27 protein-coding genes and 3 pseudogenes are annotated in these 26,906 nt (G+C 47.1%); 13 read left to right on the forward strand and 17 right to left on the reverse strand.

What is annotated here, in order from left to right:
- Positions 1-54: 54 nt before the first annotated feature.
- On the forward strand, positions 55-1,299 hold the full coding sequence (locus NC994_RS14575) for a family 1 glycosylhydrolase (protein ID WP_190432985.1): 1,245 nt from the start codon (positions 55-57) through the stop codon (positions 1,297-1,299).
- A 102-nt stretch (positions 1,300-1,401) separates the two neighbouring features.
- Here the strand turns inward: NC994_RS14575 and NC994_RS14580 are convergent, their stop codons facing one another.
- Together NC994_RS14580 and arfB (NC994_RS14585) are read right to left on the reverse strand one after the other, a co-directional pair.
- Positions 1,402-2,139: a class I SAM-dependent methyltransferase gene (locus tag NC994_RS14580; protein ID WP_190432987.1), complete on the reverse strand. Its 738-nt coding sequence runs from the start codon at positions 2,137-2,139 to the stop codon at positions 1,402-1,404.
- Positions 2,132-2,406 (reverse strand): annotated as a pseudogene (gene arfB / locus NC994_RS14585) (alternative ribosome rescue aminoacyl-tRNA hydrolase ArfB); the annotation flags it as partial. The pseudogene arfB (NC994_RS14585) and the gene NC994_RS14580, both read right to left, overlap by 8 nt.
- A 188-nt stretch (positions 2,407-2,594) precedes the next feature.
- Between arfB (NC994_RS14585) and NC994_RS14590 the strand changes: the two are divergent.
- From NC994_RS14590 to NC994_RS14600, 3 genes are read left to right on the forward strand one after another with little or no spacing between them, the layout of a single operon-like run.
- Positions 2,595-3,860: an IS701 family transposase gene (locus tag NC994_RS14590; protein WP_190432989.1), complete on the forward strand. Its 1,266-nt coding sequence runs from the start codon at positions 2,595-2,597 to the stop codon at positions 3,858-3,860.
- Between the two features lie 41 nt (positions 3,861-3,901).
- Positions 3,902-4,651 carry an alpha/beta hydrolase gene (locus NC994_RS14595; protein ID WP_190432991.1) on the forward strand — a complete coding sequence of 250 codons (750 nt, stop codon included), beginning with the start codon at positions 3,902-3,904 and terminating at the stop codon, positions 4,649-4,651.
- 5 nt (positions 4,652-4,656) lie between these two features.
- On the forward strand, positions 4,657-5,250 hold the full coding sequence (locus NC994_RS14600; protein ID WP_190432993.1) for a TetR/AcrR family transcriptional regulator: 594 nt from the start codon (positions 4,657-4,659) through the stop codon (positions 5,248-5,250).
- A gap of 14 nt (positions 5,251-5,264) precedes the next feature.
- Here NC994_RS14600 and arfB (NC994_RS14605) read toward each other — a convergent pair whose 3' ends face one another.
- The gene (gene arfB, locus NC994_RS14605) at positions 5,265-5,681 is read right to left on the reverse strand and encodes an alternative ribosome rescue aminoacyl-tRNA hydrolase ArfB (protein ID WP_190412468.1); all 417 of its coding nucleotides are present in this window, start codon (positions 5,679-5,681) and stop codon (positions 5,265-5,267) included.
- Between the two features lie 270 nt (positions 5,682-5,951).
- Here arfB (NC994_RS14605) and NC994_RS14610 point away from each other — a divergent pair, with 270 nt between their 5' ends.
- Both NC994_RS14610 and NC994_RS14615 read left to right on the forward strand, forming a co-directional pair.
- Positions 5,952-6,668: a class I SAM-dependent methyltransferase gene (locus NC994_RS14610; RefSeq protein WP_190432995.1), complete on the forward strand. Its 717-nt coding sequence runs from the start codon at positions 5,952-5,954 to the stop codon at positions 6,666-6,668.
- 155 nt (positions 6,669-6,823) lie between these two features.
- The gene (locus NC994_RS14615) at positions 6,824-7,441 is read left to right on the forward strand and encodes a L,D-transpeptidase (protein ID WP_190432998.1); all 618 of its coding nucleotides are present in this window, start codon (positions 6,824-6,826) and stop codon (positions 7,439-7,441) included.
- A gap of 215 nt (positions 7,442-7,656) precedes the next feature.
- Here NC994_RS14615 and NC994_RS14620 read toward each other — a convergent pair.
- Positions 7,657-7,764 (reverse strand): annotated as a pseudogene (locus NC994_RS14620) (aminoacyl-tRNA hydrolase); the annotation flags it as partial.
- 107 nt (positions 7,765-7,871) lie between these two features.
- Here NC994_RS14620 and NC994_RS14625 point away from each other — a divergent pair.
- Both NC994_RS14625 and NC994_RS14630 read left to right on the forward strand, forming a co-directional pair.
- A complete protein-coding gene (locus NC994_RS14625) occupies positions 7,872-9,611 on the forward strand; it encodes an ABC transporter ATP-binding protein/permease (protein WP_190433002.1) in 1,740 nt (579 codons plus the stop codon).
- 173 nt (positions 9,612-9,784) lie between these two features.
- On the forward strand, positions 9,785-10,078 hold the full coding sequence (locus NC994_RS14630) for a hypothetical protein (RefSeq protein WP_190433004.1): 294 nt from the start codon (positions 9,785-9,787) through the stop codon (positions 10,076-10,078).
- Between the two features lie 186 nt (positions 10,079-10,264).
- Here the strand turns inward: NC994_RS14630 and NC994_RS14635 are convergent, their stop codons facing one another.
- The 3 genes from NC994_RS14635 to NC994_RS14645 form a co-directional block, all read right to left on the reverse strand.
- Positions 10,265-10,951 (reverse strand): Coq4 family protein, encoded by a 687-nt coding sequence (locus NC994_RS14635; RefSeq protein ID WP_190433006.1) that lies wholly within the window; start codon positions 10,949-10,951, stop codon positions 10,265-10,267.
- A 339-nt stretch (positions 10,952-11,290) separates the two neighbouring features.
- Positions 11,291-11,845, reverse strand: a complete 555-nt coding sequence (locus NC994_RS14640) for a DUF6438 domain-containing protein (RefSeq protein WP_190433008.1) — start codon at positions 11,843-11,845, stop codon at positions 11,291-11,293.
- 118 nt (positions 11,846-11,963) lie between these two features.
- The gene (locus NC994_RS14645) at positions 11,964-12,149 is read right to left on the reverse strand and encodes a hypothetical protein (protein ID WP_190433010.1); all 186 of its coding nucleotides are present in this window, start codon (positions 12,147-12,149) and stop codon (positions 11,964-11,966) included.
- 41 nt (positions 12,150-12,190) lie between these two features.
- Here NC994_RS14645 and NC994_RS14650 point away from each other — a divergent pair, with 41 nt between their 5' ends.
- Positions 12,191-12,466: a UBP-type zinc finger domain-containing protein gene (locus NC994_RS14650; protein WP_190433012.1), complete on the forward strand. Its 276-nt coding sequence runs from the start codon at positions 12,191-12,193 to the stop codon at positions 12,464-12,466.
- Between the two features lie 147 nt (positions 12,467-12,613).
- Positions 12,614-12,880 carry a Precorrin-3B methylase gene (locus NC994_RS14655; protein ID WP_190433014.1) on the forward strand — a complete coding sequence of 89 codons (267 nt, stop codon included), beginning with the start codon at positions 12,614-12,616 and terminating at the stop codon, positions 12,878-12,880.
- A gap of 56 nt (positions 12,881-12,936) precedes the next feature.
- Here the strand turns inward: NC994_RS14655 and NC994_RS14660 are convergent, their stop codons facing one another.
- Both NC994_RS14660 and NC994_RS14665 read right to left on the reverse strand, forming a co-directional pair.
- Positions 12,937-13,380 carry a type II toxin-antitoxin system VapC family toxin gene (locus tag NC994_RS14660; protein WP_190433016.1) on the reverse strand — a complete coding sequence of 148 codons (444 nt, stop codon included), beginning with the start codon at positions 13,378-13,380 and terminating at the stop codon, positions 12,937-12,939.
- Positions 13,380-13,643 (reverse strand): AbrB/MazE/SpoVT family DNA-binding domain-containing protein, encoded by a 264-nt coding sequence (locus NC994_RS14665; protein ID WP_190433019.1) that lies wholly within the window; start codon positions 13,641-13,643, stop codon positions 13,380-13,382. Before NC994_RS14665 ends, NC994_RS14660 begins: the two co-directional genes overlap by 1 nt.
- 96 nt (positions 13,644-13,739) lie before the next feature.
- On the opposite strand from NC994_RS14665, the gene NC994_RS14670 reads away from it, so the two are divergent.
- Positions 13,740-14,006, forward strand: a complete 267-nt coding sequence (locus NC994_RS14670; protein WP_190433020.1) for a Precorrin-3B methylase — start codon at positions 13,740-13,742, stop codon at positions 14,004-14,006.
- A gap of 40 nt (positions 14,007-14,046) precedes the next feature.
- Here the strand turns inward: NC994_RS14670 and NC994_RS14675 are convergent, their stop codons facing one another.
- Together NC994_RS14675 and NC994_RS14680 are read right to left on the reverse strand one after the other, a co-directional pair.
- Entirely contained in the window at positions 14,047-15,873 is a 1,827-nt protein-coding gene (locus NC994_RS14675; protein WP_190429563.1) for a DUF262 domain-containing protein, read from the reverse strand.
- A 267-nt stretch (positions 15,874-16,140) separates the two neighbouring features.
- A pseudogene (locus NC994_RS14680) lies at positions 16,141-16,380 on the reverse strand (virulence-associated protein); the annotation flags it as partial.
- A 151-nt stretch (positions 16,381-16,531) separates the two neighbouring features.
- On the opposite strand from NC994_RS14680, the gene NC994_RS14685 reads away from it, so the two are divergent.
- Positions 16,532-17,692: a hypothetical protein gene (locus tag NC994_RS14685; RefSeq protein WP_190433024.1), complete on the forward strand. Its 1,161-nt coding sequence runs from the start codon at positions 16,532-16,534 to the stop codon at positions 17,690-17,692.
- Between the two features lie 11 nt (positions 17,693-17,703).
- Here the strand turns inward: NC994_RS14685 and NC994_RS14690 are convergent, their stop codons facing one another.
- Together NC994_RS14690 and NC994_RS14695 are read right to left on the reverse strand one after the other, a co-directional pair.
- Positions 17,704-18,363 carry an SDR family oxidoreductase gene (locus NC994_RS14690; protein ID WP_190433026.1) on the reverse strand — a complete coding sequence of 220 codons (660 nt, stop codon included), beginning with the start codon at positions 18,361-18,363 and terminating at the stop codon, positions 17,704-17,706.
- Between the two features lie 211 nt (positions 18,364-18,574).
- Positions 18,575-20,455: an ABC transporter ATP-binding protein gene (locus NC994_RS14695; protein WP_242032501.1), complete on the reverse strand. Its 1,881-nt coding sequence runs from the start codon at positions 20,453-20,455 to the stop codon at positions 18,575-18,577.
- A 368-nt stretch (positions 20,456-20,823) separates the two neighbouring features.
- Here NC994_RS14695 and NC994_RS14700 point away from each other — a divergent pair, with 368 nt between their 5' ends.
- On the forward strand, positions 20,824-21,918 hold the full coding sequence (locus NC994_RS14700; RefSeq protein WP_190433027.1) for a WD40 repeat domain-containing protein: 1,095 nt from the start codon (positions 20,824-20,826) through the stop codon (positions 21,916-21,918).
- A gap of 45 nt (positions 21,919-21,963) precedes the next feature.
- On the opposite strand, the gene NC994_RS14705 is transcribed toward NC994_RS14700, so the two are convergent.
- From NC994_RS14705 to NC994_RS14720, 4 genes are all read right to left on the reverse strand, one after another.
- Positions 21,964-23,679, reverse strand: coding sequence for a pseudouridine synthase (locus NC994_RS14705; RefSeq protein ID WP_190433029.1), 1,716 nt, complete (start codon positions 23,677-23,679; stop codon positions 21,964-21,966).
- 142 nt (positions 23,680-23,821) lie between these two features.
- The gene (locus NC994_RS14710; RefSeq protein WP_190433031.1) at positions 23,822-24,529 is read right to left on the reverse strand and encodes a DevA family ABC transporter ATP-binding protein; all 708 of its coding nucleotides are present in this window, start codon (positions 24,527-24,529) and stop codon (positions 23,822-23,824) included.
- A gap of 9 nt (positions 24,530-24,538) precedes the next feature.
- The gene (gene devC, locus NC994_RS14715) at positions 24,539-25,711 is read right to left on the reverse strand and encodes an ABC transporter permease DevC (RefSeq protein ID WP_190433034.1); all 1,173 of its coding nucleotides are present in this window, start codon (positions 25,709-25,711) and stop codon (positions 24,539-24,541) included.
- Entirely contained in the window at positions 25,708-26,901 is a 1,194-nt protein-coding gene (locus NC994_RS14720; RefSeq protein WP_347276584.1) for an ABC exporter membrane fusion protein, read from the reverse strand. Before NC994_RS14720 ends, devC begins: the two co-directional genes overlap by 4 nt.
- Between the last annotated feature and the right edge of the window lie 5 nt (positions 26,902-26,906).

The raw sequence follows: 26,906 nt of genomic DNA on the forward strand, positions 1-26,906 counted from the left end.
GTCTCAAATGAGCAAGAGTGCCTACCATGACGAGTTAACTTACAGAGCAAACGCATGGCTCAACGACCTGGAATCTTCCCCACCTTCTTCATCTCTGGCTTTGAGTGTTCGACGTTTCTCTGGAAGGACAAGGGACGGCGGAATCTGATTGCAGAAACACAGCACGATCGCCACGCACAGGAAGATTACAACATCTTGCGATCGCTGGGAATTGATGTGGTGCGGGAAGGGATTCCTTGGCCTCTAGTCGATCGTAATGGCTGCTACGACTTCTCTAGCCTTGACACCACGATCAAAGCAATGCAGCAGACGCAGATCGTTCCCATCTGGGATCTCTGCCACTACGGATATCCAGACGATCTCGATCCATTTTCTGATGAGTTTAGCGATCGCTATGCTAATTACTGTCGCGCAGCAGCGGAGTATGTGATTCCCCGCTTGCGTGGCCCCTATTTTTTCACGCCGATAAATGAAATTACGTTTTTCTCGTTCTGCGGCGGCGAGTGGGGTTGGGTGGCTCCTTATAAAACCACAAAAGAAGACCGTTTTCGCTTGCGATTGGCGTTGTGTAAGGCAGCGATCGCAGGAGTTAAGGCAATTCGGGAAGTAGAACTCTCTGCCAGGATGATCCAGATCGATCCCTTGGTTCAGGTGGTCGCACCGCGCGATCGCCCGGATCAGATCGAGGCAGCACATCACGAAACCTATGTGGATACGTTTTTGGCGTGGGATATTCTCTACGGGAAAGAGCATCCTGAACTCGGCGGTTCCCCGGAAATTCTCGATATCGTTGGCGCAAATCACTACTCTTTCGGTCAGATGGAATACCGAGAACACGGCCCCCATCAGGCGCTAGAACCCCACGACGATCGCATCAAACCGCTCCATGACTTAATGCAGTGGGTGTGGGAACGTTATCGTAGACCGATGATCGTTGGCGAAACCAGTGGGATGGAAGCAGGCAGAGATGAGTGGCTAAAGGACGTAGTAGAAGAGTCTCTAGCAGCGGTTAATTCTGGGATGGATTTGCATGGCATTTGTTTATTCCCTGCTGTTGATATGCCGGATTGGCATACCGGAAAGTGGCTGCACAACGGGATTTACGATTTAGTGGAAGAAGGGGATAATCTGAAGTGGGTGCCTTGCGAGCCATACATTGCAGAGCTACGACGCTGGCAGAAAGAATTCAATCGGGTTACGGCACTTGATGCTGACCCCTTGAGCGATCCAGTAGAACTGCAAGATGTGATTGACGCAGCTAAACGATTGCAGCCAGAAGCCGATCGAAATTGGAGTTAGAGATTCTATTCCCGCCCGCTCATTCATCCGTAACCTTCCCTCGCATCGACTTAATCTGCGATCGCTTAAAGTCCTGATGGCTGCCGGAACAACCGGGAATAGTCAAGGGTTGCTCATAGACTTTCTGGCAATCAATGCAGCATGGGCGTTGGGTAAAGCAAACTGACCATAACAACGCTGAATTTCGACTTGGTAGCCCACTTGTTGCAACATCGTGGCAATTTCTGCTGCTACATATAGTTGCTGGCGATGAACCTCGTCATCTCGACGATAATCGTTTCCTACTTGCCGAAAGGTAATGATTCGCCGAGTCAGGATGTGCCGATCTAGGTCTTCCTGTTTTTCCACCAAAACAATCCAATCTTCGCCTTCAGTAAAGCTTTTGACTGGAGTTGCAGAAGTCAGCTGTCCGGGTTCTGCAATATCAAAGATAAAAACGCCTCCCGGCGCGAGAGCATCATAGATGCGTTGGAACACCTGGGTAAGTGTTTGGTGGTCGGGGTCAAACAGGTAATTAAAACATTCACTAATCGAAATCACCGCATTACAGTCAGGAATTTCGACCTTGAACAATGAGCCTACCTGAAATTTAGCCAGAGGAACTCGACAACGGGCAATCTCAATCATGTCAGCTGAGATATCAACTCCCAATACTTGGTAGCCTGTCCTAACCAACTCCTCAGCTGACAGACCACTACCACACCCCAAATCTACAATCAGTCCATCCTGAATGCCATGCTGTTTGAGAATTGCCAGAATTTCTGGCATTGCTTGCAGAACGTAACTCCTGAAGCCGACATCGTGAATATAAGCAAGGTCTTTTCTGTACCACTCACTCATCCGTAACTTTTCCTCGCATCGTCTTAATCTGACTTCGCTTAGTTTTACTATCCAGACGCTTTCTTTGAGAACTACGAGTCGGTTTGCTGGGTTTACGGGGTTTGGGTAACGCGATAGCGAAGCGCAGATCGCACTTTTAATCAAGTCTTGCAATCGTTGCAATGCCTCTTCTCGGTTCTGCTCCTGGCTGCGGTGTTCTTGAGCCTTGATGACAATCACCCCTTCTTTGGTAATGCGCTGGTCGGAAAGCTTCAATAGCCGCTTTTTCTATTGACTGATTATTCAGCCATAAATTATTCTAGAGATGAAACAATCGATCCTATCAGCCCAGGCTGTTGCTGGAAAATCAGGCTGAAACGTTCATTGTGACTGTCCTACCGGTTCTTAAACGAAAAACAAGACTCTAAAAAGGTATAATACAGGCATGGCAACCATTTCACGTTATGGTGTGATAAATGAAAGAGACAACTCCCGCCGCCATGCCCCCTTGCTTCAATAGATGGTGCAAACGCTTTGATGATATATTGACGCATCAAGCCCAAAAACGGGAGTTTAGGAACTATATAAGCGGATTATTGGGGGAAAGTGAACGAAAAAACCTGTCTCAAATGGCGGATAACGCGGTGGGAGTGACTTACCACCGATTACACCATTTTTTGACGGAAGCGCCTTGGGATGCCCAACAGGTGAATCAGCGTCGCTTAGAGGTAATGAATCAGTGTTCTCAAACGAAGATTAGTCGTGGATTTACCCTAATTGTTGATGACTCAGGACATAGAAAAAGTGGCAATTTTACAGCAGGAGTGGGGCGGCAATACATTGGAGAAATCGGGAAAACCGATAATGGGATAGTGGTGGTAACAACTCATCTATATGATGGCAAAAAAAGCCTGCCTTTAGATATAGAGTTATATCAACACGCTAGTTCTTTACCTGAAGGAAAAAAAGACAAAGAGTTTAAGAAGAAGCCGGAATTAGCCTTAAATTTAATTGACCGTAGCTTGGTTCGAGGATATCGACCCGGTATCGTGCTAATTGATGCTGGCTATGGAAATAACACAACGTTTCTGCTGGAACTGGAAAAAAGGAAATTAAAGTATTTAGGTGGATTAGCCAAAAATCGTAAGGTAATAATTGAGACACAGGCAAATAGTCGAGAAGAGCTTTGCTTGAGCTATTTAGCTGAATCATTGCCTAGTGATGCTTTTATCCCTATTAAACTCAATCTAGATAAACCGAAAACCGTTTGGGTGGCGACTCTTGAAGTTGAACTATCAAGACACGAAGGAACGAGAACAATTGCTATCGTCATGAATGCCTCAACCTTCTGTGAAGCCAGCGACATTGACTATTTTATTACAAATGTTGGCTCATCCATTGCTACAGCCGAGTGGATAGTAACCACCTATGCTCAAAGGATAGTGGTAGAAGTTTTTTATCGCGAAGCAAAGGGATGGTTAGGGTTATCTGAATATCAAGTCCGAGATTTTCGTAGCTTAATGCGTCATTTCATTCTTGTGTTTTGTGCCTATACATTTATTTTATGGCACACCTTAACCGGAGGCTTAAGAAGGCGCTGGGCTAACAAACCTTTAAATACCTTTCCTGAAGCATTAGAGGCGTTTCGGACAGCGATGTCTTTCCGTTTTATGGAGTGGGTGAACGCTAATCGAGATGTATTCTCAGCCTATAAAGCTGCTTTGGGTTTTATTTGGGCTTGAAATCTGTTTAAGTCCCGCTACAAACCTGAAAGGAGACAGACATGGATTTGCATTACGAAGTTCAAGGTAAGGGTGAGGCGGTTGTGCTGATTCATAACGCAATGGCAGATTTGCGGGATTGGGAGTTCATTGCCCCGCAACTAGCCCAGACTTATCAGGTCATCACTTTTGACGGACGCGGTGCCGGACAGTCACCCCCACTGCTCGAACCTGCCCACTATGTTGAGGATTTGCGGCAGTTGCTTGACCATCTCAATCTCGATCGCGTGATTCTAGTTGGACATTCGATCGGCGGTCAAATTGCAACCGATTTTGCCCTGGCTTATCCTGATAGAGTAACCAGGCTGGTGCTGGTGGCTCCGGGATTATCGGGCTTCCAGTTCTCACCCGATGTTCAACAATGGTACGCGCAAATCAATGTGGTAGCTCCAGATTTGGAAAAAATGGTTGAGGTGTTGTTGAACCATCCTGTGTACAGCGTCGTGATGTCCAGTCCACAGCGCGATCGCATGATTGAGATGACGACGCACAACACGAAACGGTCTTTTGAACGGAAAACCTTTGAGATGCGCTGGGCACAGCCACCGACAATCGATCGCTTAAGTGAGCTTCAAACTAAAACGCTATTTATCATCGGCAAAAAGGATATGCCTGACCTTTTCAAGATTGCCGAATTATTTCAACAGGTACCCGACATTCACTTTGCCTACCTTGAAGGAGCCGATCATATGCCTACATTTACTCATGCTGATGAGGTTTCGAGTCGGATCGTTCAATTTCTCAGTCAGTAGAAGCCATGCCCCGTACCCCAGCAGAAAACGAGCGCATCCGTCAGGCAACGCGGGAGCAAATCTTGAAAACGGCGATGGATTTGTTCTTCACGAAAGGCTATCATGCAACCTCGATTGAAGATATCGCCAAACAAGCGCAGATTTCAAAGGGACTGCTTTACCACTACTTCAAGGGTAAAGAAGACGTTTTGGCAGCAATGGTCGATGTGCGGCTCAACGATCTGCTGGTCGTCATGAATGCTGCCGTTGCAAAGTCAACGCCTGCTGAGCAAATTCGCCATATTGCCGAGGGTGCGTTAGATGATGTGCGACGGCAACCGGAGGTTTTCCGATTTTATCTCAATCTGTTTACCCAACCCCGGCTCGACCCAATTGTGGCGAAATATAGCCAGAAGTTGATGGATGAGCAGGCAAAGCAGTTTGAGATCCAGACGCAGATGTTCAGCGAGTTGGGAGTTGCTAACCCACGACAGCGATCGCTCTATTTTTACTCGACGCTTCAGGGCATTATGCTGATGTTTTCAACTTATCCCAACACCTATCCGTTAGATGCGGTCAAGGCACAGGTGATTGCGGAGTTTTGTGGGGAGGAAGACTGAGTGTTCGCACCATCTCATTCATCCGTAACCTTTCCACGCATCGTTTTAATCTGACTTCGCTTAGTTTTGCTATCCAGACGCTTTCTTTGAGAACTCCGAGTTGGTTTGCTCCTTTTGCGTGGTTTGACGACTGCGATCGCACTCTTGATCAAGTCTTGCAATCGTTGCAATGCTTCTTCTCGATTTTGCTCTTGGCTACGGTGTTCCTGTGCTTTGATGACAATGACACCTTCTTTAGTGATGCGTTGGTCGGAAAGCTTCAACAGCCGCTCTTTGTAGCGTTCAGGTAGTGAGGAAGCGATGATGTCAAAGCGCAGGTGAATGGCAGTCGCCACCTTATTTACATTTTGTCCCCCTGCCCCTTGCGATCGCACCGCACTCATCTCAATCTCATGCTCTGGAATACTTACGGTGTTAGAAATTTGCAGCATGATTGATTCGCTTGATTATAGACAGTGCAGCATTGCACAGAAATTGTTGCCCAGTTTCGCTCTATTGGTGCTGATTCCAGCATAAAGTAGCAGCCTCGCCTCTAGCTCCCTCTCTAGCTGCAATATATCAAACACGGAGTTTTTCTTTCACTATGCCTAGAAACGTTCACTTTGTACTGCAAGTATTTCCTCGACAACGCTTGAGTGCTTTCATACTGTTCATGCCATTGGCGATCGCTGCACGTATAATTTGCACAACTGGAGGCTTTTATGTCCCAATCTGATTTGGAATACCGCTTGCATTTAAGTTGGAATGCGAATGCTCGTGCTTGGACAAAAGCAGTCCGCGAGCAACTAATATCTAGTCGCCGCGTTGTGACTGATGCCGCCATTGTGGAGGTTTTGGTGGCGCTGCAACCTCGCCGCGTGCTAGATGTTGGATGCGGTGAAGGTTGGCTGGTACGCGCATTAAACGAACGCGGTATCCAAGCCTTTGGGGTAGATGGGAGTCCTGCTTTAGTTCAACAAGCTCACGCAGCAGGTGGTGGTAGGTTTCGCACCCTCTCTTACGATCGGATCGTCAACGACCCAAATCAACTCGATGGACTATACGATCTCGTAGTCTGTAACTTCTCGCTGTTAGGGGAAACCATTGTACCGCTGCTGGCTGCGCTGGGTACAGTTCTAGTACCTAATGGGCACCTAGTTGTGCAGACGGTTCACCCGTGGAGTGCCTGTGGCGACACCGCCTACAAGGAGGGCTGGCGAACCGAGTGCTTCACGAGCTTTGGCGAGGACGAGTGGGAGCCAATGCCTTGGTATTTTCGGACTATCAGTTCGTGGCTGACAGCTTTTAACCAAACAAAGTTGCAGATACGCCAATGTATTGAACCACTTGAGCCAACAACGCAGCATCCTCTATCGCTTATTCTCGTGTCCTGCGTAGAAGAACAATTCAGAGGATCTGCCTTATATGATGAGAAATAGTTGAGCAAGCCCCAGTTAGGTTAGTTGTGTTTACAACATCTCGTCTCATCTCAAACTGGCTCTTAGTTGCACTACCAATAGCCCTATGCGCTTGTGCATCATCTGATGCTGTCGTTTCAACTCCAAAAAACGTAATTGAAGCCAAGCCACAATCCTTGCCACCATCCGTAAATAATGCTGAGAAACTCAACAGCATTCAAGAAGAACGTTACTCGCTGCTCATTCATCGAGTAGACAAGCGCTTGGAGGTACTCAATAACCAAAGCGTTCCGATTTACAAAGCAACTATCGGCATTGGTAAGGGTGGACTCAAAGACAAACAAAACATGAATGACTTTGTTACTCCCACAGGCGAGATGAGCGTAGACTTGATTCTCTACAAAAAGTCTGAGTACAACCAGATTTCCCAAAATAACGTTAAGCGTTTTGTCAAAGTTACTCAGTATCGCAACTTAGTTAACCCTCAGCAAGGATTAGTTCAGCTATTCAAGAACATGAACCATCTTGACTTTGATGGGAACGGTAGCCCAGACAGAGCTTATGGAAATGGCTATATCGGACTCACTTCAACGACAAGCATCACGGGTCCCAAAATGAGTACATTTCAGGGAACGCCTTACTGGTTTTCAATCGCACTTCATGGTACACCCGATCCTGACAATATTGGTCAAGCTAACTCAGGTGGCTGCATCCATCTGGACTCAAACACTTTGCAGCAGTTAATTGAGAAGGGTTGGGTGAAGTTAGGTACCAAAGTAACGATTGTTGATTAATGTATTGACGTGGTTGTGTTTTCTGCGATCGCGGTAATGCTCTTTATTCACAAATCAAGCTGACTATAAATAAGCTAGTTTTCCGCTAAACTTGCCCCTTCATAACTTATGATTCGCGCCTTTGTATAGTTAGCTTCTGCAATTGGCATCGCACTCCGCACTTTTATACCTGAAGATTTGACAGAAGTTTGTATTGATTGGCTGCAACTGCGCTCAGAATTTGGTACCTTATTGACGTTTTGCCCGCCTGCCCCTTGAGAGGGCATTGCAATCATCTCAATCTCATACTCTGGGATACTCACCGTGTTAAAAATTTGTAGCATAATTTAACAATTGTCCAGAGATGAGTCGCACCAGTCGTTGAGCAGATTTCGCTCTGATTCGCCTTTATTCATTATCTCCTGACAGACAAAGTAAGGAAAATAAGCCGATGGATCGATTGAATTTCAATGTAGTCCAGCAGTTCTGGACGATCGCTAAGTCCTATTGGTCAGGGGATGAAAAATGGCAAGCCAGAGGGTTATTGCTGGGCGTAGTGCTGTTACTGCTGGCGTATACGGGATTGAGTGTAGTTCTCAACAACAAGCGAGGAGTGCTGATTTCAGCCCTCTCAGCCCGTGATGAGCCACGCTTCTGGGAAACTGTCATCATTTTCATCGCTGTGTTGGTGATCTATGCACCATTGCTCGCAGGCTATACCTATCTGCGCGATCGCCTCAGTTTGCAATGGCGGAAATGGCTGACTCATCGGTTTGTGGATAACTACTTTCGCGATCGCGCCTATTACAATCTGCATATCTCAGGCACTGAAATCGATAACCCAGATCAGCGGATTTCGGAAGATGTTCGCAGTTTTACCCAGGAATCTCTCACCTTTGTACTGGTGTTGGTGCAGTCTGTGTTGTCAACGATCGCCTTCAGCAGCGTACTTTGGGGCATTTCTAAACCCCTGGTGTTGTTTCTGGTGTTATATGCCCTAATTGGGACAGTAGTAACAACTTTTGTATTTGGTAAGCCGCTTGTCCGACTCAACTTTGAACAATTGAAGAGAGAAGCGAATCTCCGCTTTGGTTTGGTGCGGATTCGGGAGAATGCGGAAGCGATCGCATTCTATCGAGGGGAAGAACAGGAGTCAAACCAAGTTAAGCATCGGTTCCTCGATGTGTTTGAGAACGTCAAACGCCTGCTGGTTTGGGAATTAAACTTAAATGTTCTCACCAACGCTTATGAGTTCATCCCCTTCGTCCTGCCTGCCCTAGTTGTCGCACCCGCGATTTTTGCCGGGGAAATGGAGGTGGGTAAAGTTTCTGAGGCACAGGGGGCTTTTGTCCGCGTCTTTTTCTCGCTCAATGTTGTCGTTGCCCGCTTCCAGCAATTGACCACTTTTGGCGCTGGGATTAATCGTCTTTATACCTTTGCCCAGTTTTTAGAACAGGCAGAGGCAGATCGGGCATCCGATGAGCAACCCAGGATTCAGACGGTATCAGCAGATCGGCTGGCAGTCGAACATCTCAGCCTGCAAACGCCTAACTATCAGCGCACATTAGTCGAAGATTTGTCGCTAGAGTTACCTGCGGGAGAGGGACTTTTGGTGATGGGACCAAGTGGTTGTGGTAAGAGTTCGCTGCTGAGAGCGATCGCAGGTTTGTGGGATTCTGGTACAGGGAAAATTGTTCGTCCTGAATCCGACGAGATCCTATTTTTGCCGCAACGTCCCTACATGGTGCTTGGTACTCTGCGCGATCAATTGCTGTATCCCAACACGCATCTTGAGGTTGACGACGAACACTTAAAGCAAGTGCTGGAACAGGTTAATTTAGCAGGTTTAGAGGAAAGATTTGGCGGTTTTGATGCCCAGGAGGATTGGGCAGATGTCCTCTCTTTGGGCGAACAACAACGGCTAACTTTCGCCCGGTTGCTGCTGAACAAACCCAACTACGCCATCCTAGATGAAGCAACTAGCGCCCTAGATTTGGATAACGAGGAACGGTTGTATCAACATTTGCAGGCAAAAGGGACTACTTTCTTAAGTGTGGGACATCGTGCTACGTTGGCAAATTATCATCAGTCATTGCTGGAACTCTCCCAGGATAGGACTTGGCAGCTTAAACAACCCCTAGCTCTTGTCGAAGAACAACCGGAGTTGTTGGAACTTCCATCGACTACCTGATATTTTAGAGCGCTCGGCGGAAGCATCCCATTTGTGCAAAAATACCTGCTGATTGAAATAGCCAATGCAATGGAAGCTGGCAAGCTCAAGTCCGGAGATAAGCCAATCCATGACCATAGACATATCAAATCTAAGGTTTAAATCCCGTGCAGTTCGCTAAAGTTTAAAAAGATATGAATCGTATTGATGGAGAATCTAAATCCCAAATGATACCGCTGTGGAATAAATCTTTTAGTGCTTTTTGCTTGAGTCTGCTTGTGATGTTCGCAGGGAATATCGTTCTGATTGGTTGTGGTGAAGCCGCTAAAAATTCCGAACCTGTACAAGAATCGGAAAAAGAATCCAACCAGGGTAATCAGGCTGATGATGACGATAACGAGGGGCAAGAGACCACTGGCTCATCCGATCAAAATGACGATGAGGAGAAGGATGGACAAGAGGAGAAGGATGGAGAAGATAAGGATTAGCAGTGGCGATTCACCTAGCGCGATCGCTTGATAGCCGCAGCCACTGATTCGCGTGTACTCTAAATTTACACGCGAAAGGGACGACTTTTTTGAGTGTTGGGCATCACTCTACGTGGACAAATTACCATCAGTCTTTGCTGGAATCCCAGGCTCAAACGTGGCAGATTAAACAACCGCTAGCTCTGCTCAAACATGGCGAAAAGGAGTGACATTTAAATCCGATCTCCAGTCTGCTAGTGGTTTTTCCCAAGCCTCTTCCCACTTCTGCCCTAGAAAGGGTTTTGCCCGATCCCCCAAATCGTAGCTCTGCTGAATGAGACGTACAAGCGGGTTTAAATCGCTGTTCATCTTGATCGTATTCAGGGTGATTGCGGCAATCAACATCACTGCAAGCGGAGAGCGATTTTGCGCGAGCGTAAATGCTTGCAGCCCAATCTCTCCAACAGGATCGGTGCCAAATCCTGTCACGGTATGCCAAATATCATGAGTTTGTCGCATACGCAGTGCTAAATAGCTTGTGTCATCTTGAAGCTCGACTTGGCGATAAAACTCTGGATCGAGGTTGGCTGCTCGCATATGAGAGGCATAGGCAAAGCCTAACGAATCTTCAGGCAGCTTGAGTAACGCTTCTAAATTGGGAGTCGGTGCAATATATTGTTCTTCAAAAAGTTGAGCGATTTCAGGATGGGACTTGAGATAGGTAATCGCGGCAGCAGAAACTTTATGGTTGGCTAAGGCAGCAGCAATATCAAAAACTGCCTCGATATCTGTTCCGTTATCGATAAAGGCAAGGAAACCTTCCAAACCTTTCAGAAGTTCTGGAGTAACCGAGCGACTCCTATCAGCATTGATAATCGAGGGGGATTTTGACATCGGGAAACCTTCGGTAATCAAAATGAACGAACCCTTGGCGGGATAATTTCACGTATCTGGATCGAGACCCGCAGCTCTTAGCCGCTCTGCCAGTTGTGCTGCCCTATACTCTAGCTGCGATCGCTCTGTTGCGTTCGGCTTCTACCTCAGTTAACACGCAACTTCCTTGTGCATCATACTAGCGCAGCCACCGTCTGTTTAGGACTATTTTAGGGATTCTTGAATTGCCTGATTGCGACTATCTACGGGGCAAAGTTTTGTAGCAATTGAGCAGGAGCGAGATGCCTCCGGCAGGTTGCGCGGGATGCCTCCGGCAAGTTGCGCGGGATGCCAATCCAATTACTTCCTAGTTCCCCGTGGGGCGCGTTCAGCATCTGTTCCAATCCACTGCTTAGAATTCACGACGGTATCAATTTTATTTTCCAATTCTGTTAGTTGGGTCGGTGCATCAGGTGAAGGAAGGTAATGGTGTACTGTTTTTTGTTTCTTGCCGATCGTTAATGAGGTAATAGCAGAAGGTGCATCGGTGTGTCCACCTGTATAGCTGTCTTGAAGCTTGAAGTAATTGAGCTTTTGAAAGTCTGCAATGAGCTTTCTCGCTGCTGTTTTACTGATAGTTGTTGTTCGGGTGCCAGTCACTTTCACAAACCGTTTGCCCTCGTAAACCACCTTGCCATTGCCATAAACAGTGAGTTTATAAATGGGGCAAAAGCCAAAACAGGCTGTCCGTTCGAGTGTCAGCGCAACTTGTGGTGAGACTTGTCGAGGTTGATTGAGTAGCCTTTGATTCGGAGTAGTGGTTTCAGCCGCCAGGAACGGGGAGTTAGGAATAGAGACGCTTAGAACACTACTGGCTACACCGATTATTAGACTTAGAAGAAGTGGCGATCGCATTATCGTTAGGCTCTAAATCAGAAAGATTGACTTAACTTCGAGTTTATTCGGCTGTTTCAGCTCTCAGTTCCCGGTTTCTAATTCAGAAACCGGAAGACGATGTAGGAATTTTCTATTTTTAGGCTAAGTTATCGGCTGTTGATGCTATTGGGTGAAATAATTGGTGTTCTCCGTAGACGAGTTGGGTGGTTACACCGCAGCGCACCCTAGAACAACTCAGCTTTGACAACTGAACGTACAGCAATATCTTCAAGAGGTGCAGAAAGCAAGCGATCGCTTGTTTAGCGTCTAGAATTGGAAGCATCCAATGAGCGACTCCAACTCATACATTGATTAGGAAACCCTATGTCCTGCAAACACCTCGATGAAGTGACTCTGCAAAACCTAATCCATAAAGCTAACTACCCGGTGTTTCGCTGTGAAGAGTGCATGCGGATCAATGGTCGTTGGGTGCATCTTCGCATTTGTCAGACGTGCGGTAAGATGCTGTGTTGCGACTCGTCAGAACATCAGCATGCTCGTCGTCACTATGAGGAAACCGGACACACTGTAATCAGCTCAGCAGAGTTAGGAGAGCAATGGCTGTGGTGTTTTGTGGATGAGCAGCAGAAGAATTATTGAAGATGCACTCAATTGGGGCATCTCCTCAACTTACAAGTAATTTTAAAGAAAGGCGATCGCATAATCCTTCCAAACACTAAATCGAAGAAGGAGCGATCGCCTTAATGCTACGGGTTAGGATTTAGGGTAGAGCGTTCTGATTGAAGTATGGCAAAGCAGGAAAATCCCCTTACGGGAGAAGCGCTAGTTAAGGAAGTCTGTCGGCGGATTCGGGTTGCCCGTAGCTACTGGGATGCTCACAATAATGCTGCTTGTCGGGGAGAACGCGATCGCGCTTTAGCCCTCTACAACACGCTGACCAAAGAACAAAAAGACCAGATTCCGCAGCAGTTGCGGGTGTGGCTTCGCTACCGCAGTGAAAAATACTTTGGCGCACACCGAACGCCGCCCAAGTCGAAACGAAAGTCGAAGTAGTATTTTCCTTGCATCTAGCCTTCCGTCTCTGGGTTCGCGATGCGACTGCGTCGCCGCTACGCTAACGCTTGGGGATGAACAACTACAATTGCATTGATGCCCCGGAAATCATTTGGATTAAACGTCAGTAAATGCGTTACACCATGCGCCAACATCACGGCAACCAACCGGGCATCATGTACACGCTTACCCTGAAGTTGGTAGCTTGTCACCAGATTGAACCAGTGGGGGAATATTTGTGGCGTTTCCTCAAGCTGCGGGAACTGATTTAGAATCAGCTCGATTTCAGTACGAGTTTGTTCGACACTCCATCCCAATCCATTCACTTGTGCTGGACGAGTTGCAACAACCCAGAACTCAATAATGTTCTGACTGGTGATGAAAACGCGATCTCGTTGCCTTAGAAGAGTAGCTGTTGCTCTACCAGCTAGTAAGTTCACTGGTGAAGTGCTATCGCTCATGCGAAGTAAAACATTGGTATCGAGGAGATAGTCGGTCATTAGTCGTAGATGTTTTCCCGATGTAACGCTTCATCAGGTAGGTTGACACCATTCTGATGGCTTTGTACCCACTGCATTAATCGTTCTGCCCGTTCTTCAGGCGTGGCGGTTGCCCAAAAGGGTTGCGCTGGGGGAACGGGGGACAGGATTAAGCGATCGCTTTCCACCTCTACTACAAAGCGGCTATTGGGCTGAATTACCTGTAAAATTTCGGCAGGTAGCTGTAAGGTGCCTGATTCACTCACTTCAACGATCAAAGACATTGCGATCGCCTCCAAGGCATCAATAAGGTGTCTGTTTAGAGCTATTTTACTGATTCTTCAATAAGCTACGATCGCACCAGTCAGCAAAATTGAATTATGTCAAAGCAGGAAAATCCCCTCACGGGAGTTGCACTCATCAAGGAAGTCTGTCGGCGGATTCGGGTTGCCCGTAGCTACTGGGATGCTCACAATAATGCTGCTTGTCGGGGAGAACGAGAGCATGCTTTAGCCCTTTACAACACGCTGACGAAAGAACAAAAAGACCAGATTCCGCAGCAGTTGCGGGTGTGGCTTCGCTACCGCAGTGAAAAATACTTTGGGGCACACCGAACGCTTCCCAAGTCGAAACGAAAGTCGAAATAGCACTTTCGGAGCATCGCTTTGAGCTAGACTTTTGTACTGTTTAATTTTTTAATAAATTCTTGACTGTCTCAAAAGAATTACCTAAGTAGTATGTCTTTAGCAAATCAAAGACTCGATAATGATTATCTCGAATTGTTTCTATATTCCAATCGTTATACGACATAAAAATATAGTTAGTATTTGCTCTATTCTCTATAGATCCTTTATATTTAGTTTTTTTGTCATGAAATTCTTTGTTACTTAATGATGAATTCTTTTTTCTATCTACAAGAACTATATTTCCCAGCCTATGAACCCATTTTTTATGATCAAGGTCTGAAATATTAGATAATGCTTTACTTAAGCTTCTAGGCATTAAATGCTCTACTGATGAAGTAAGTCTATCGAAATAGAGTTGAGAATTTAGGCTGCTAGTTAAAAGATCAATTTTCAATAGCAAATAGCGAGTTTTGCTAATTCTCTGCCCTGAATATTCACCCCATTTTTCATTATCAAGAAAATCCAGAAAATATTCAATATTAACAGCAGTAGAAGCTTTTTCATCTTGATATTCATATTTTAGGACAGGAGAATCAAGAAACTGTGAGGCTAATTCTTTTAAATCGCCATCTTGCTTCGATATTTCCTCCATTTTCCTTAAAATAATAAAAATTCTTGACTGAAAATTACCTTTACCCGTCAACCAGTAGACTGAGCAAAGGTTATCTAACTTTATTAGGAAATCATATATTCTAAACTCCTTAAAACACTCTCTGTAATGCATCAAAGGAGCAATATAGGCGTTTCCGTAAGTTTTTGTCAGTATATAGTTAAGGTTTACAAAAAAGTTTCCAGCCTCCTTACAACAAATATCATTGCTAGTAATGGCTTGCAAATGTTTAGCATAACGACCAATGACCTCAAAAGTACCCTCCCCTCTAGTTAGCATATTTCTTTTATACATAAACTCGAATGCTTTGTTAAGGCTTTGGTTGTCATCGCTTCTATACTTCATTGTTATGAAAACAACAGCCCATAGAAATTCATCGAATGAGTTATATGGTTCATCAATAGCACTTTCATATTTCTCCCATTTCTCAGCAAATTCTTTTCTGTCTTCCTGGTCTTTTATGTGCCTTAAATTTTGTGCTCTCAAAATATCACTTGCCTGTAGTTGAAGGCCTCGGCTATTTAGTACTGTGAATAAATTGTATGCATCATCAAGGTTGTTAGGAGTTGACAAGTATATAATCAAAACTTTCGTGCAAAGATAAGCATAAAAATCTTTTAAATACTGTTCTACCTCCAATCCCTCATTAGACAGCTCTTGAAACCAAGCGTGCAGTTCTAAAATCGCCGCTGCCATATTTTTGACAGAAACATCATTGTTCTTATCCTGAGAAATTGATCTAAGACTATCGAAATCTTTTGTTCCATTATTTTTGAGTACATATTCTTCTAAAAATTCTTTGTCTTTCCTTATTTCAAACTCTATTCTATTTCTTTCGGGAATGCCGTCAAACTCATCCCTTTCCTGCCTCATCCGAGTCCGAATTTTGTTTTGTAACTCCTTGCTTTTTGATAAGTCTCTTAATACTGCCTGTAAGAGGTAAAGGGTTATAAATCTTTGTTGACCATCTAGTATATCTTGAGAAATATAAACGAAATCTCCCTCCTTAGATTGCTTAGTATTCCAAACCATGCAGCCCAAGAAATACTCCTTATCTTTGTCCCTCTCCATAGCTTTGCGGATATCATCAAGTAAAGCAACTACCTGGTACTTACCCCAAACATATGGGCGTTGATACTCAGGTACATTGTAAAAGCTATCAGCAGAGAAGATATCTTTAATATATTTTTTTCCAGTATCAAGCGTATAAGAAGACATATGGCTCGACTTTATCCTTGTCTTTATGGGGCTTACTATAATATTATGTTCAATATTTTCGCATTCGGCAATGAAGCACCTCATCCAGCTAAAAAAGCTGCCTAATTTACTAAAGAAACTACAGTATTCCAGAATATACATGAATCAATGCAAGGAGTAGCTCTGCACATCAAACCTCTATTAAGACTTTAGAGTGTTTCTTGAAGGTTGATTTTGTACGTTCGCGCAACCCTCAATTCAAGCAGCTACAAGCACATTGCACTGTCTTTACGCCTCAATTTCCCAATCCTCAATCTGCAACCCCTCAATCCGCCCATACTCTCTTGTATTATGTGTCACCAGAGTTAAATTATTTGCAAGAGCGATTCCTTCAGAAAGCTTCTCTAACGCTGCAATTTGTAAATCATAGGCACCAATCGGAATTACCGCACTGGCAAGACACGCACGAATTTGACCACACGCGATCGCAGCCTCATGTTCAAAAGGAAGCGAGGCAAACCGTCCAACTTACAAGCAATTCTAAAAGAAGGCGATCGCAAACGAAGCCTCATCTATTCATGCCTCTAGATTGGGCGAAGTGTTGCCAAGCTAAGGGAAACAGAACTATTCATCTAGAGTCATTAGTTAGTAGTGAATCACTACTACTTTTGCCTTGAGTATGAAGAAAACAACTGCCTTAACAGTGACAGTCCTCGCGATCGCTACACTTGTGGGGACATCTGTGGCACATTCTGCTGGCTTCTTCGCTCAAGCACCAACCCCTTCCGTAGCTCAAGCTAAACCATCTTGGGAAAACTCCAAGCTAGTTCACAAGTTGCCCACTGTCGCAAACTATGCCAAGTTTAGCTCTAATGGACTTCTACTCGTCTGTAATGGTGAACAGGGTAAAGCCATTCAGTTGTGGGATGTAAGGAAAGGGGAATTATTCTCATCTATCAAAGCCGACGATACCACTTCCTTTGGCGATGTTGCCATCAGCGCTGATGGACAGTTTGTTGCCAGCATCATCTACTCGCAAATTGATAAATCAATAGCAGTTGGTCTGTGGAATAGCAAAACCGGAGAAGCGATCTGGAAAAAACCAATTGTTACCAATAGCGCAGAGTTTCGCTCGCCTATTGATTCTGGGGAAAATTTCCCGGCTAGCATTATTTCCAGCTTGGAATTTAGCCCAAACGGACAATCTATTGCCAGTAGCGCCCGAAAATATTTTGGTTCCGAAAATCCCCAGATTCAGCTATGGGATGTAGCAACCGGCGAAAAGCGTTTTGTACTCAGGAGTAATATCAAATCTTTACGAAGGATGAGTTTTAGCCCTGATAGCCAAGTGTTAGCCAGCCTCGGTTCCAGTCAATCTATCCTCAAGGGAGGAACTTATCACTGGCAAGGCTTGATTCAACTTTGGAATCCTAACACAGGTCAACTCCTCCATACCCTAAAAGAAAAAAATGAGTTACTTCCCCAGAGCATAGCCTTTAGCCCGGATGGTCAAATGTTAACCAGTCTGTCAAAAGACGCGATATATGAAGCTCACCTCCGCACTTGGGACGTGAAAACGGGTGCAACTGTGCATACTGTTTCGGCTTCGGTAGACAGAACGGATGATCAGTTATCACTCAGTCCTGATGCTAAAACCTATCTGGTTGCTGGTCAGGTAGCTGGTTCACGTATTATTAATGTCGAAATTCGCAAGGAATGGCCTCTTCGTGGTTTTGATGTGAGTAGTGGTGCTAGTACAGGATTATTTAGCCCAGATGGTCAGATGTTGGCTGTTCCAACGGTAGCAGGAATTCCGATTTGGCAAGCTTCTGGTAATTAGTAATTGGTTACTTACCAAGGCAGCACTTCTCCATTGGCGTGCCAAAAAGTGCCTGTATTCTCCAGCGTCAACTCATCAATCCGCGCCAACAACCCCTTTACAGACTCTTCCGGCGTAATGCCAGTAAAGTTCGTCATACGACTTTGAACTAACCCTGGATGCAGAATTGCCACTGCGATCGCACGCGGTTTGAGGTCGAGAGATAGCGATTTGCCAGCCATCGATAACGCCACCTTCGACATCCGATAGCCATAAGAACTGCCAGAGGTATTATCTGCAATTGAACCCATCCGACTTGTCATCAGCGCAATCTTGGAACCTGCTTTAAGCAGTGGCAATAGGGCGTGAGTCACTCGTAAAGGCCCCAGCGCATTCACTTCAAACTGCTCTCGAATGCTCTCAAAATCCAAGTTTTCCAGCGTCACGCGCTTGATGATTCCGGCATTATTAATTAGAACATCAATCGTCGTGTCACCCAGGCGATCGCGTAAATCGGCAACCGAAGCATCAGAGGTAATATCAATTCCCTCCTCAACCTGCACCCCTAGCCGCTTCAATTCCTCAGAAGCACTGCGACAGACAGTGATCGCGCGATCGCCCCGCGCTTGCAGTTGGCGGCAATATTCGTAACCAATTCCGCGATTAGCACCCGTAACCAGATAAGTTGCCATGCGAACTCCAATGTCTTGATTAGAGGGACATTTCTAGACACTCATAGCCTATCTGAAACTGTCGCTTACCATCGTGTTCCAGAATGTTGCCGGGTGCGATAATTATCCGAACAAAATCTCAGGTGAAGTATTTGGAATTGACTGCTTTAGCGCTGATCCTCCGACCTTCAGGCGGGGAATGAGCTTAAAGTGTTTCAATTTTCTAGCGTCGTCAGGTCGAGGATGGCTTGTAGCCCAGCATTCGGAAGTAGAGTCCTTGTTGGGATAGAAGTTTGTCATGAGTGCCTTCCTCGACGATCTCGCCCTCCTGCATTACAAAAATGCGATCGCAGTCTACGGCAGTTTCGAGTCGGTGCGTCACCAAGACAATGGTTCTTTTGCGACGCAGACGCTGGAGGGTTTCTATCACCCATTGCTCGTGCTTCAAATCTAGCGAACTCGTGGGTTCGTCGAGGATGAGTATCGGAGCCTTCGTAGCTAGCGCCCGCGCGATCGCTAAACGCTGCCGCTGTCCGCCGGAAAGGTTCTGTCCGCCCTCGCTGAGCATCGTATCGTACCGCTCCGGCAAGGCTTCGATGAACTCAGCCGCCCCGGATTCCACCGCCGCCTCCCGAATCTCTTGTAAGGTCGCTTCCTCGCAGCCATAGGTAATATTCTCCGCGATCGTTCCGGGGAAAAGTGGGCTGCCTTGCGTAACCAGCGCCATGTGTTTGCGGACATCGGCAACCTTAAGGATGCGGATATCGAAACCGTCCAGTTGAACGCTCCCGTTTGTTGGGTCGTAGAAGCGCGGCAAGAGATTGAGCAACGTGCTTTTTCCCGTCCCGCTTGGACCCAAAAACGCTACCATCTGACCCGGTTCGATAGTTGCATCGATCTCCCGTAACACGGGTCGCTCAGGGATGTATTCAAAGCTCACGTTGGAAAGGGTTAGGGTGCGGGGATGGACGGGAAACGATCGCGCATCAGGCTCGTCCTTGATGGTGGGTGGCTCGTCAATGACCGTAAACACGCGATCGCAGGAAGCTACGAATGTCTGGATCTTGGTCGTGAACCCCAACACCCAACCGATTGGGTCCCAGAACTGATTGAGGTACGCCAAGAATACGATCAGATCGCCGAGAGTCAGGCCGTTCGGCACCTGGCGCAAAAACTGGTCGCGATAGACCAGATACCCGCCATAGCCGAAGATTACCCCGCTTCCCAGAGCGAAGACTACCTGAACCGCGAGCGGATAGAGGTTTTCCTGCCAATGGAGCCGCATGGAGGCAGCGACGCTGCGATCGACCACCCGCGTGAAGCGCCGCGACTCGGTTGCTTCCCGACCAAAAGACTGGATGAGTCCGATCAACTCTATCGCTTGCTGCATGGTTGAGGTCATGACTGCATCCGTCTGCTTCGACTCGAACGCCCGACGCCGAATCCTTCCCTCGAAGTACCAATTCGCCAGTATTAGAAGCGGCGTGAACGAAAGTGCAAACACGGTGAGAAGGACATGGCGCGACAGCATAATCCAGATCATCGCCGTCAGCGTCACCGATGCAGCGGTAGAGCCGATCAGCGTATCGATCACTCCCCAAGGGCCGAGGCTATCGTAGCTTAACCGATAGATGGCATCGCCTTGCGATCGCGAACCGTGCCAGCCGAGACTCAGCGCCTGCATTTTGTCGTAGAGTTCGGTGCGAACCCGCAAGGTTCCGTTGTACTGGATGCGGTAGTTCAACATCTTGCGGAGCATGATGACGGTATCGCTCAGGATTCTGATGAGCATTGCCACGAACGCCATTCCGAAAATTTGGTTCAGCTTGCCTTCCCCAAACGGGGCAAGAAACAGCCGATGAATCCAGTTAGGTTTTGGGGTTGGGGAGAGAACCGTATCGACTAGAATCGCCATAGGCCAAGCGTTGAGAAGGTTACAAAGCACCGATGCCCCAATCAGAAGCAAGAGCGTGACGATCAGCCAGATGTCCCTGCGAAAGTAAGAAATAGACCGGAGGACGATCCGCACCAACCAATGTTGGTATATTGACCGCTTCACCATTTTTGGCGGATTTTCCCGGCTTTTTAAAGATGCTTTGAGTGGAAAAGTCATGGATGTGCTGGGTGACTCTAAGCAGAACAATGACACCAATTGGACAATTTCAGAGAGCCGGGGGTCAGAAATCAACTTTGGTTTTTAACCCCTTGAAAGACGATTCAAAACTCCTGAAACCCTTGAAAAATTCTAGGTTAGGTAGGACGTAAGCGTAGGCGCGTTCATGCCGTAAGACTTGCCAGTTCAAAAAAGCATCAATCAGTTGGGTGAATCAACTGGGTGATGTGCGATCGCAAATTGCTTTGTTAAGGTCGGGCTGTTGTAGCTGTTATGACGGCAACATTTGCATATACAACTGCCGTCTTATTGGATTGTATCGGCGAGTCATAAAGTTTTTGTCCTACCTGAGCTATATACCTATCTATATGAAAAATCTCAAGCAATTGTCTTGGAAAAACGCGCTCGCTCTGGCTGTTATGGCAACAATTGCCACTGGCGCGATCGCTAAACTCCCGTCAACAGCCCAATCCTCAACCCAACCCAGTTCAACAACCTCTAACTCCAAAAGAGACTTTGAGCCAATCTACAATTTAAGCGGGCATAACAGCGATGTTACTTTTCTAACCTTCAATACGAATAGTCAAATCCTGGTCAGCCATAGCCCTGGTACGGCAATCAAGCTGTGGAACCTCAAAACAGGTAAGTTGCTGCGGACCCTGAATGAAAAAGTATATGCCGCCGGTGTCGTTGCGGTTACTCCCGATGCCCAAACCTTGGTGACTGTTGACCGTAAGGCACAGGATAATGACAAAACGATTAAGGTGTGGAATCTGAAAACGAATAAACTTCTCCGCACCTTGAACGGTCATTCACAACCAGTCAATCACCTTGAAATCAGTGCCGATGGGCAAACTTTAGTCAGTGCCAGTAATGACAAGAAAGTGTTGGTGTGGAACCTGAAAACAGGCAAACGGCTACAGACTATCAATCCACAATCAACCCCGATTCGGTCGATTGCCCTCAGCCCAAACAGTCAGATACTTGCGACTGGCGGTGGAGAATATGTGGATCAAAATACCAGTAAGGACACTAGCATTCAGCTCTGGGATATCAAGACAGGAAAACTGCTGGGTACTCTCGAAGGACAGACTAGCCCAATCAGTTCCATTGCGATCGCTCCCGATGGGCAGACTCTGGTCAGTGTTGCAGATTCCATCAAGATATGGAACCTAAGAACAAAGCAGCTTCTCCACACATTACCCGGAGGTTCCGCTTCCATTTCAATTAGCCCTGATGGGCAGAAACTGGTTACGGCTGCTTGGGATCACTCAGTCAAATTGTGGAATTTGCGGACTGGAACTCTACTTAAAACACTGTTTGAGCCTTCTATTAACGACCAAAATCTTGGTCGCATATACACAACCAGCATTGCCTTTAGTCCGGATGGTAAAATGATTGCCATCGGTTCTGGGGGTGTTTTGTCCACTTTTGGAATCAATGTTTTGCGGGGGTCTTTTTGAAGTGCCGATCGCTTTTTAATCAGTTACCGTCATCAGAGCAATTCTTCAAAACGGTGTCTTGGTTCGTAAATGCAAAGGTTGTCCAGATTGCGGATGCACAAAGCGAAGTTCCCTAGCGTGCAGATGTAACCGACTGACAGTTGCACGACATCCGTAAAGGCGATCGCCTAATATCGTTACCCCAAGTCCTCGCGAATCGGCTGCGTGAACCCGTAGCTGATGGGTGCGTCCGGTTAGGGGGATAAACTCTATGCGAGTCCAATCGCCTTCCCTGGCAATAACTTGGAAGCGAGTCAAGCTAGGTTTACCGCGTTCATCGACTTTCTGATAAGGACGATTTTCTGGATCTCCCCATAAAGGGAGTGCGATCTCACCTTGCTCAATTGTCACAGAACCGGAAAGTAAGGCTTCGTAAACCTTGCGAACTTGCCGCTGTTGAAACTGCTGACTCATCTGGCGATGGGTTTGGCGATCGCGTGCCAGCAAGAGAATACCAGATGTTTCTTGATCCAGACGATGCACAGATGCGATCGCCATGCCATCCGGTAACAGATGACGCAAGCGACTGACGACACTATCAAAGGTGTGGTGATAACGACCAGGTACTGATAGGAACCCTGCGGGTTTGTTCACCGCAATCAGCCATTCATCTTCATAAACAATGGGAACCTCTCCCCACACCCCTCCCCTAATAGGGGAGGGGCTTCTTACGCCCTCTTCCCTCCCCCCCTTTTTTAGGGGGGGCAGGGGGGGATCGAAGGGGGGGTTAGCTTCCAATCCCGAAAGCAGAAATCCCATTAATGGCTGACAGCGTTCTGCACAGGCTCCATAAAATTCTCCCTGAATTTTGTCTCGATCCGCAGAAGATGACCCCCACCAAAACTCTGCCATTGCCAGCGGTTTAAGCCCATGCGTTGCCGCATAGTGCAGTAGCTTGGGGGCACAACAGTCCCCGGTTCCAGTAGGCATAGAGCCTCCTGGCATCAATTCTTGCAACGATAGAGATTGCCCTGAAAAATTTGTCAGGCTATACGCCGCGTGCATCTGAGTCTGCAATTGGCGGGATAGTTCTTTACGCTGTTGTTTGAGTTCGCGCATCCGCGCTTGAGTTGCGTCAATCTTCGCTTTAAGTGGCTGTAACACTTCATTCTGCTGACGTTTGAGTATTCTTCGCTCAATTCCATGCTGACGACTTTCTTCGTCAAGTTCTTCAAGGGCAATCGTTAGAGCTTCTCCAGTCAGCGTTTCGCAGAGTCGCTGACGTTTTTGGTGTCGTTGCTGCTTGCAATCTCGATGGCGATCGCTCATTTCTTGCAACTGCTGTTCAAACTGGCGAGACAGGGTTTCGTACTGCTGCCATTCTGGAAGTTGCTTTAAGGTAATCAGTTCCTGTTTAATCGCCTCCAGTTGGGCTAAGGTGCGGGCTTCTTGTAGGGCAACTTCGTCTCGTCCCGGAATTGGCGGCACCCAGCCCTCGATTGTACTATTACCATTGAGAAGACCAGAGAAGGCTTTAAGTATCTGTTGTTCGCCATTCGGCAGTTCAACCAACAGGATTCCATACATCTTGCCTTCATCGGAATAAAAGTCATTATTGGCAAGATGCTGCATTAACTCTCTAGCGATCGCTTCTGCTTCCGGGGTGCGGGGTAGTCTCAGCAGTTCACCACTTTGAGGACAGCGCCCTTCATACCAATAGTTTTGAATACTTTTCTCAACCTCTGTAGATAGTCTCTCGCGGGTATCTATTTTCTCATGCACCGATGATTACTCCAGCAACGCCGACAACAAAAAGACCCACAATAAGAATCTGCCATGCGGTTGGGAGCTTTTGCAGTTTAATGGCTTTGTTACAAATTAAAAAGTTGCACATTGCCTCTAGTCATCTATTTAAAAGCAGTTCCTAAGTGACCGCTGCAACCTTGGCAGTATCACTTATTAAGTGTCCATCTTCCATGTGAACAATGCGATCGGCAATATCCAAAATGCGGTTGTCATGAGTCACCAGTAGAATGGTGCAACCTTGTTCTTTTGCTAGTGTTTGCATCAGGCTAACGACTTCACGACCGGATTTGCTATCGAGAGCAGCAGTCGGTTCGTCAGCAAGAATTAGTTTGGGATGGCTTACCAAGGCGCGGGCGATCGCTACTCGTTGCTTTTGCCCACCCGATAGATCGGCGGGATAATAATTGATCCGATTTCCCAATCCTACCTGTTCTAGCATTTCGGCTGAGCGCTGGCGCATCTGGTGTGGAGAAATATCCCTGTGCAACTCTAAGCCCATCTTGACGTTCTGGAGTGCCGTTAAGCTACCGTGCAAGTTGTGCGCCTGAAAGATATAACCATTGTGCCGTCGCGCTTGTACCAGTGCTGTCGGATTTGCACCACACAGTTCTTGTCCTAACACCTTGAGACTACCCGATTGGGCAGATCGCAATCCACCAACTAAAGTTAGCAGCGTGGTTTTGCCGGAACCAGAAGGCCCGGTCATGATGATAATCTCACCCGCATTGATTTCTAAACTAATGTCAAATAAAACTTGTTTGCGGAGTTGACCTTGACCAAAGTAGTGATCGAGGTTGTGAATAGAGATGACAGGTTGAGGAGACATAATATAAACCTAAAACATATCAGCCGGGTCAGCTGATTGCAATTTGCGGGTAGCGATCGCGCCAGACAAGGTACACATCACCATCGTTAACATCAGCACGAAAATCCCTCGTGCCACAGTCATGTAAAGAGGCAAATTCGTCGCATTACGAGTCAGGCGGTACAGTCCTGCGGAAATGGCAATACTAGGGATAAAGCCGATGATTGCTAAGATAACGGCTTCTTCAAACACCACCATGAGTAGGTAGCGATTGCGATAGCCCATTGCCTTGAAAGTGGCGTATTCTCCCATGTGAGCGTTCACATCTGTTGAGAGAACTTGGTAGACAATAATGACGCCAACAATGAAGCCCATTGTCACGCCCAAGTTAAAAATAAATCCAATCGGTGTATTCCTTGCCCAGTAGCTTCTTTCAAATTCGATAAATTCCTGCCGAGTCAGAACCTGAACATCATTCGGCAAGTGTGCTTTCAAAGCTTGTACCGTTTGCACTGCATCGGTTCCGGGTTGCAGTTGCAGCAAGCCGACACTGACACTGCTTGCCTGTCTGCGGGGAAACAGCCGCAGAAAGTTTTGGTCGCTGGTAATCAGGTGTCCGTCTGCACCAAAGGAAGATCCGATGCGAATTTTGCCAGCAACGGTAACACTATGGCGCTCAATTTCTGTCTTTAGTGGCTGGTTTTGTTCGAGTTGCGCGATCGCTGCTTTGTAGTCTCCACGGCTACCGCTGTCAAACAAAACTGTGTTAGGCAGCTTAATCAGGTTTAATTGTTGGTTAATGTCTGGTTGCTCAAAGACTGAGCTGTTAGGGTCAAATCCCAACATCAGCATACTCGTTTCGCGCTGGGTGGTCGGATGCTTCCAGTTCACCATGTTGGCGTAGAGCGCTTCCGCAGACTGAACGCCGGGAATATCCATCGACTGGTACAAACGCCGTCGCGGGAAGGACGACATATTTGATAGATTGCGAGCTTGAGGGCTGAGCAGAACGACATCGGCGCGAACGCTATTGTGGACAAGAACCGCACTGTTGAATAGCGCACTCTGAAACCCCAACTGCATCAACATCAAGACATCTGCAAACACAACACCCGCACACGCTACGACCAGTTTTCCTTTTTGATGACTCAGTTGCAGCCATCCTAAAGGTGTCCGGCGTTGGAGTTGTTGGAAGCCAATCATAATTCAATGACCACCTTAACTTGCTGATTCGTTAGTCGGGCAGCCTTGCCACTGGAGCCTGCATCCAGACGGATTTTCACTTCTACAATGCGCCCATCAATATTGGCGGACGGATCGCTATTTACAATGTCTTGGCGCAGCACCTTGTAGCCAACCTGTTCGACAGTACCGCTGAGTTCGCTGTCAATGGAGTCACTACTCACCCGCGCCATTTGCCCTGGACGGATGTTCTTGATGTCACTCTGATAAACTTCTGCAATCGCAAACATCTGCTGAGTTCGCCCAATTTCCGCAATCCCGTCGTTGCTAATTAGTTCGCCAGGACGGGTATAAATTTTGAGGATTTGACCATCTTGAGGCGATCGCACGGATGCCTGCTCTAAGTTTGCCTTGGCTTGCTCAACGGCTGCTAGGGCTTGCCTGACATCGGCTTGGGCTACCTGCACGTCTACTGGACGCACCTCTGCAATTTGATCCAAGGTGGCGCGGGCTTCATTCAGTTGCTGTTGGCGAGAATTCCGAGTGCGATCGCGGGCGGCTTGCGCTTCTTGGAGTTGCTTTTGGGCAGTTGTCAGTGTCAGTCGCTTACTATCGCGCTGGGATGCCGAAACCGCTCCGTTCTGGTAAAGCAATGCGTAGCGCTGATACTCCACCTGTGCATTTTGCACTTCCGCTTCCAGACGGGCAACGGTAGCGGCTTGCGCGTTCAAGTCCCCAACCCGTTCAGCTTCCAGTTGGGCAATCTGGGAGCGTTGCGCCTGGATTTCGCCCGTCTTTGCTCCCGCACGCACCTGATCCAGTTTGGCTTGGGCAACTCGAACCTGTTCTTGTGCCTGCATCACAGATGCCTGGAGGCGATCGCGACTGTTGAGTATCGCAATTGCTTGTCCTTTAGCAACGCGATCGCCTTCTTTGACTAACAGTTGCTCGACTCGATTCCCCTCAGCAGATGTTGGTGCAGAAAGCGCGATCGCTTCACCCTCTGGCTCTAGTCGTCCCAACGCCGTCACGGTTTTGATTTGGGGCGTACTGATAACTGTGGATGGGGTCGTACTGGATTGCGGCATACGCCCCGCCCAAACGGTATATGCCATCACTCCACCTGTTGCCAGCGTTGCAGCGATCGCCAGCAGAGTCAGTGGTCGAGAAAGACGTTTAGAGGATGGATTACCTGCTGCCACTTCTTGCATCATCT

It is taken from the genome of Trichocoleus sp. AS-A1 (assembly GCF_039962015.1).
Classification (GTDB): Bacteria; Cyanobacteriota; Cyanobacteriia; order Cyanobacteriales; family FACHB-T130; genus FACHB-T130.

Bases quoted from the DNA above. Each gene is read 5' to 3' on its own strand.
- NC994_RS14690 (WP_190433026.1), bottom strand. From the start codon at position 18,363: ATGGCAACTTATCTGGTTACGGGTGCTAATCGCGGAATTGGTTACGAA.
- NC994_RS14675 (WP_190429563.1), bottom strand. From the start codon at position 15,873: ATGTCTTCTTATACGCTTGATACTGGAAAAAAATATATTAAAGATATC.
- NC994_RS14630 (WP_190433004.1), top strand. From the start codon at position 9,785: ATGAATCGTATTGATGGAGAATCTAAATCCCAAATGATACCGCTGTGG.
- NC994_RS14625 (WP_190433002.1), top strand. From the start codon at position 7,872: ATGGATCGATTGAATTTCAATGTAGTCCAGCAGTTCTGGACGATCGCT.
- NC994_RS14655 (WP_190433014.1), top strand. From the start codon at position 12,614: ATGGCAAAGCAGGAAAATCCCCTTACGGGAGAAGCGCTAGTTAAGGAA.
- NC994_RS14710 (WP_190433031.1), bottom strand. From the start codon at position 24,529: ATGTCTCCTCAACCTGTCATCTCTATTCACAACCTCGATCACTACTTT.
- NC994_RS14600 (WP_190432993.1), top strand. From the start codon at position 4,657: ATGCCCCGTACCCCAGCAGAAAACGAGCGCATCCGTCAGGCAACGCGG.
- NC994_RS14660 (WP_190433016.1), bottom strand. From the start codon at position 13,380: ATGACCGACTATCTCCTCGATACCAATGTTTTACTTCGCATGAGCGAT.
- arfB (WP_190412468.1), bottom strand. From the start codon at position 5,681: ATGCTGCAAATTTCTAACACCGTAAGTATTCCAGAGCATGAGATTGAG.
- NC994_RS14695 (WP_242032501.1), bottom strand. From the start codon at position 20,455: ATGACTTTTCCACTCAAAGCATCTTTAAAAAGCCGGGAAAATCCGCCA.
- NC994_RS14575 (WP_190432985.1), top strand. From the start codon at position 55: ATGGCTCAACGACCTGGAATCTTCCCCACCTTCTTCATCTCTGGCTTT.
- devC (WP_190433034.1), bottom strand. From the start codon at position 25,711: ATGATTGGCTTCCAACAACTCCAACGCCGGACACCTTTAGGATGGCTG.
- NC994_RS14670 (WP_190433020.1), top strand. From the start codon at position 13,740: ATGTCAAAGCAGGAAAATCCCCTCACGGGAGTTGCACTCATCAAGGAA.
- NC994_RS14645 (WP_190433010.1), bottom strand. From the start codon at position 12,149: ATGCTTCCAATTCTAGACGCTAAACAAGCGATCGCTTGCTTTCTGCAC.
- NC994_RS14700 (WP_190433027.1), top strand. From the start codon at position 20,824: ATGAAAAATCTCAAGCAATTGTCTTGGAAAAACGCGCTCGCTCTGGCT.
- NC994_RS14665 (WP_190433019.1), bottom strand. From the start codon at position 13,643: ATGTCTTTGATCGTTGAAGTGAGTGAATCAGGCACCTTACAGCTACCT.
- NC994_RS14650 (WP_190433012.1), top strand. From the start codon at position 12,191: ATGTCCTGCAAACACCTCGATGAAGTGACTCTGCAAAACCTAATCCAT.
- NC994_RS14685 (WP_190433024.1), top strand. From the start codon at position 16,532: ATGAAGAAAACAACTGCCTTAACAGTGACAGTCCTCGCGATCGCTACA.
- NC994_RS14720 (WP_347276584.1), bottom strand. From the start codon at position 26,901: ATGCAAGAAGTGGCAGCAGGTAATCCATCCTCTAAACGTCTTTCTCGA.
- NC994_RS14610 (WP_190432995.1), top strand. From the start codon at position 5,952: ATGTCCCAATCTGATTTGGAATACCGCTTGCATTTAAGTTGGAATGCG.
- NC994_RS14640 (WP_190433008.1), bottom strand. From the start codon at position 11,845: ATGCGATCGCCACTTCTTCTAAGTCTAATAATCGGTGTAGCCAGTAGT.
- NC994_RS14635 (WP_190433006.1), bottom strand. From the start codon at position 10,951: ATGTCAAAATCCCCCTCGATTATCAATGCTGATAGGAGTCGCTCGGTT.
- NC994_RS14580 (WP_190432987.1), bottom strand. From the start codon at position 2,139: ATGAGTGAGTGGTACAGAAAAGACCTTGCTTATATTCACGATGTCGGC.
- NC994_RS14595 (WP_190432991.1), top strand. From the start codon at position 3,902: ATGGATTTGCATTACGAAGTTCAAGGTAAGGGTGAGGCGGTTGTGCTG.
- NC994_RS14590 (WP_190432989.1), top strand. From the start codon at position 2,595: ATGAAAGAGACAACTCCCGCCGCCATGCCCCCTTGCTTCAATAGATGG.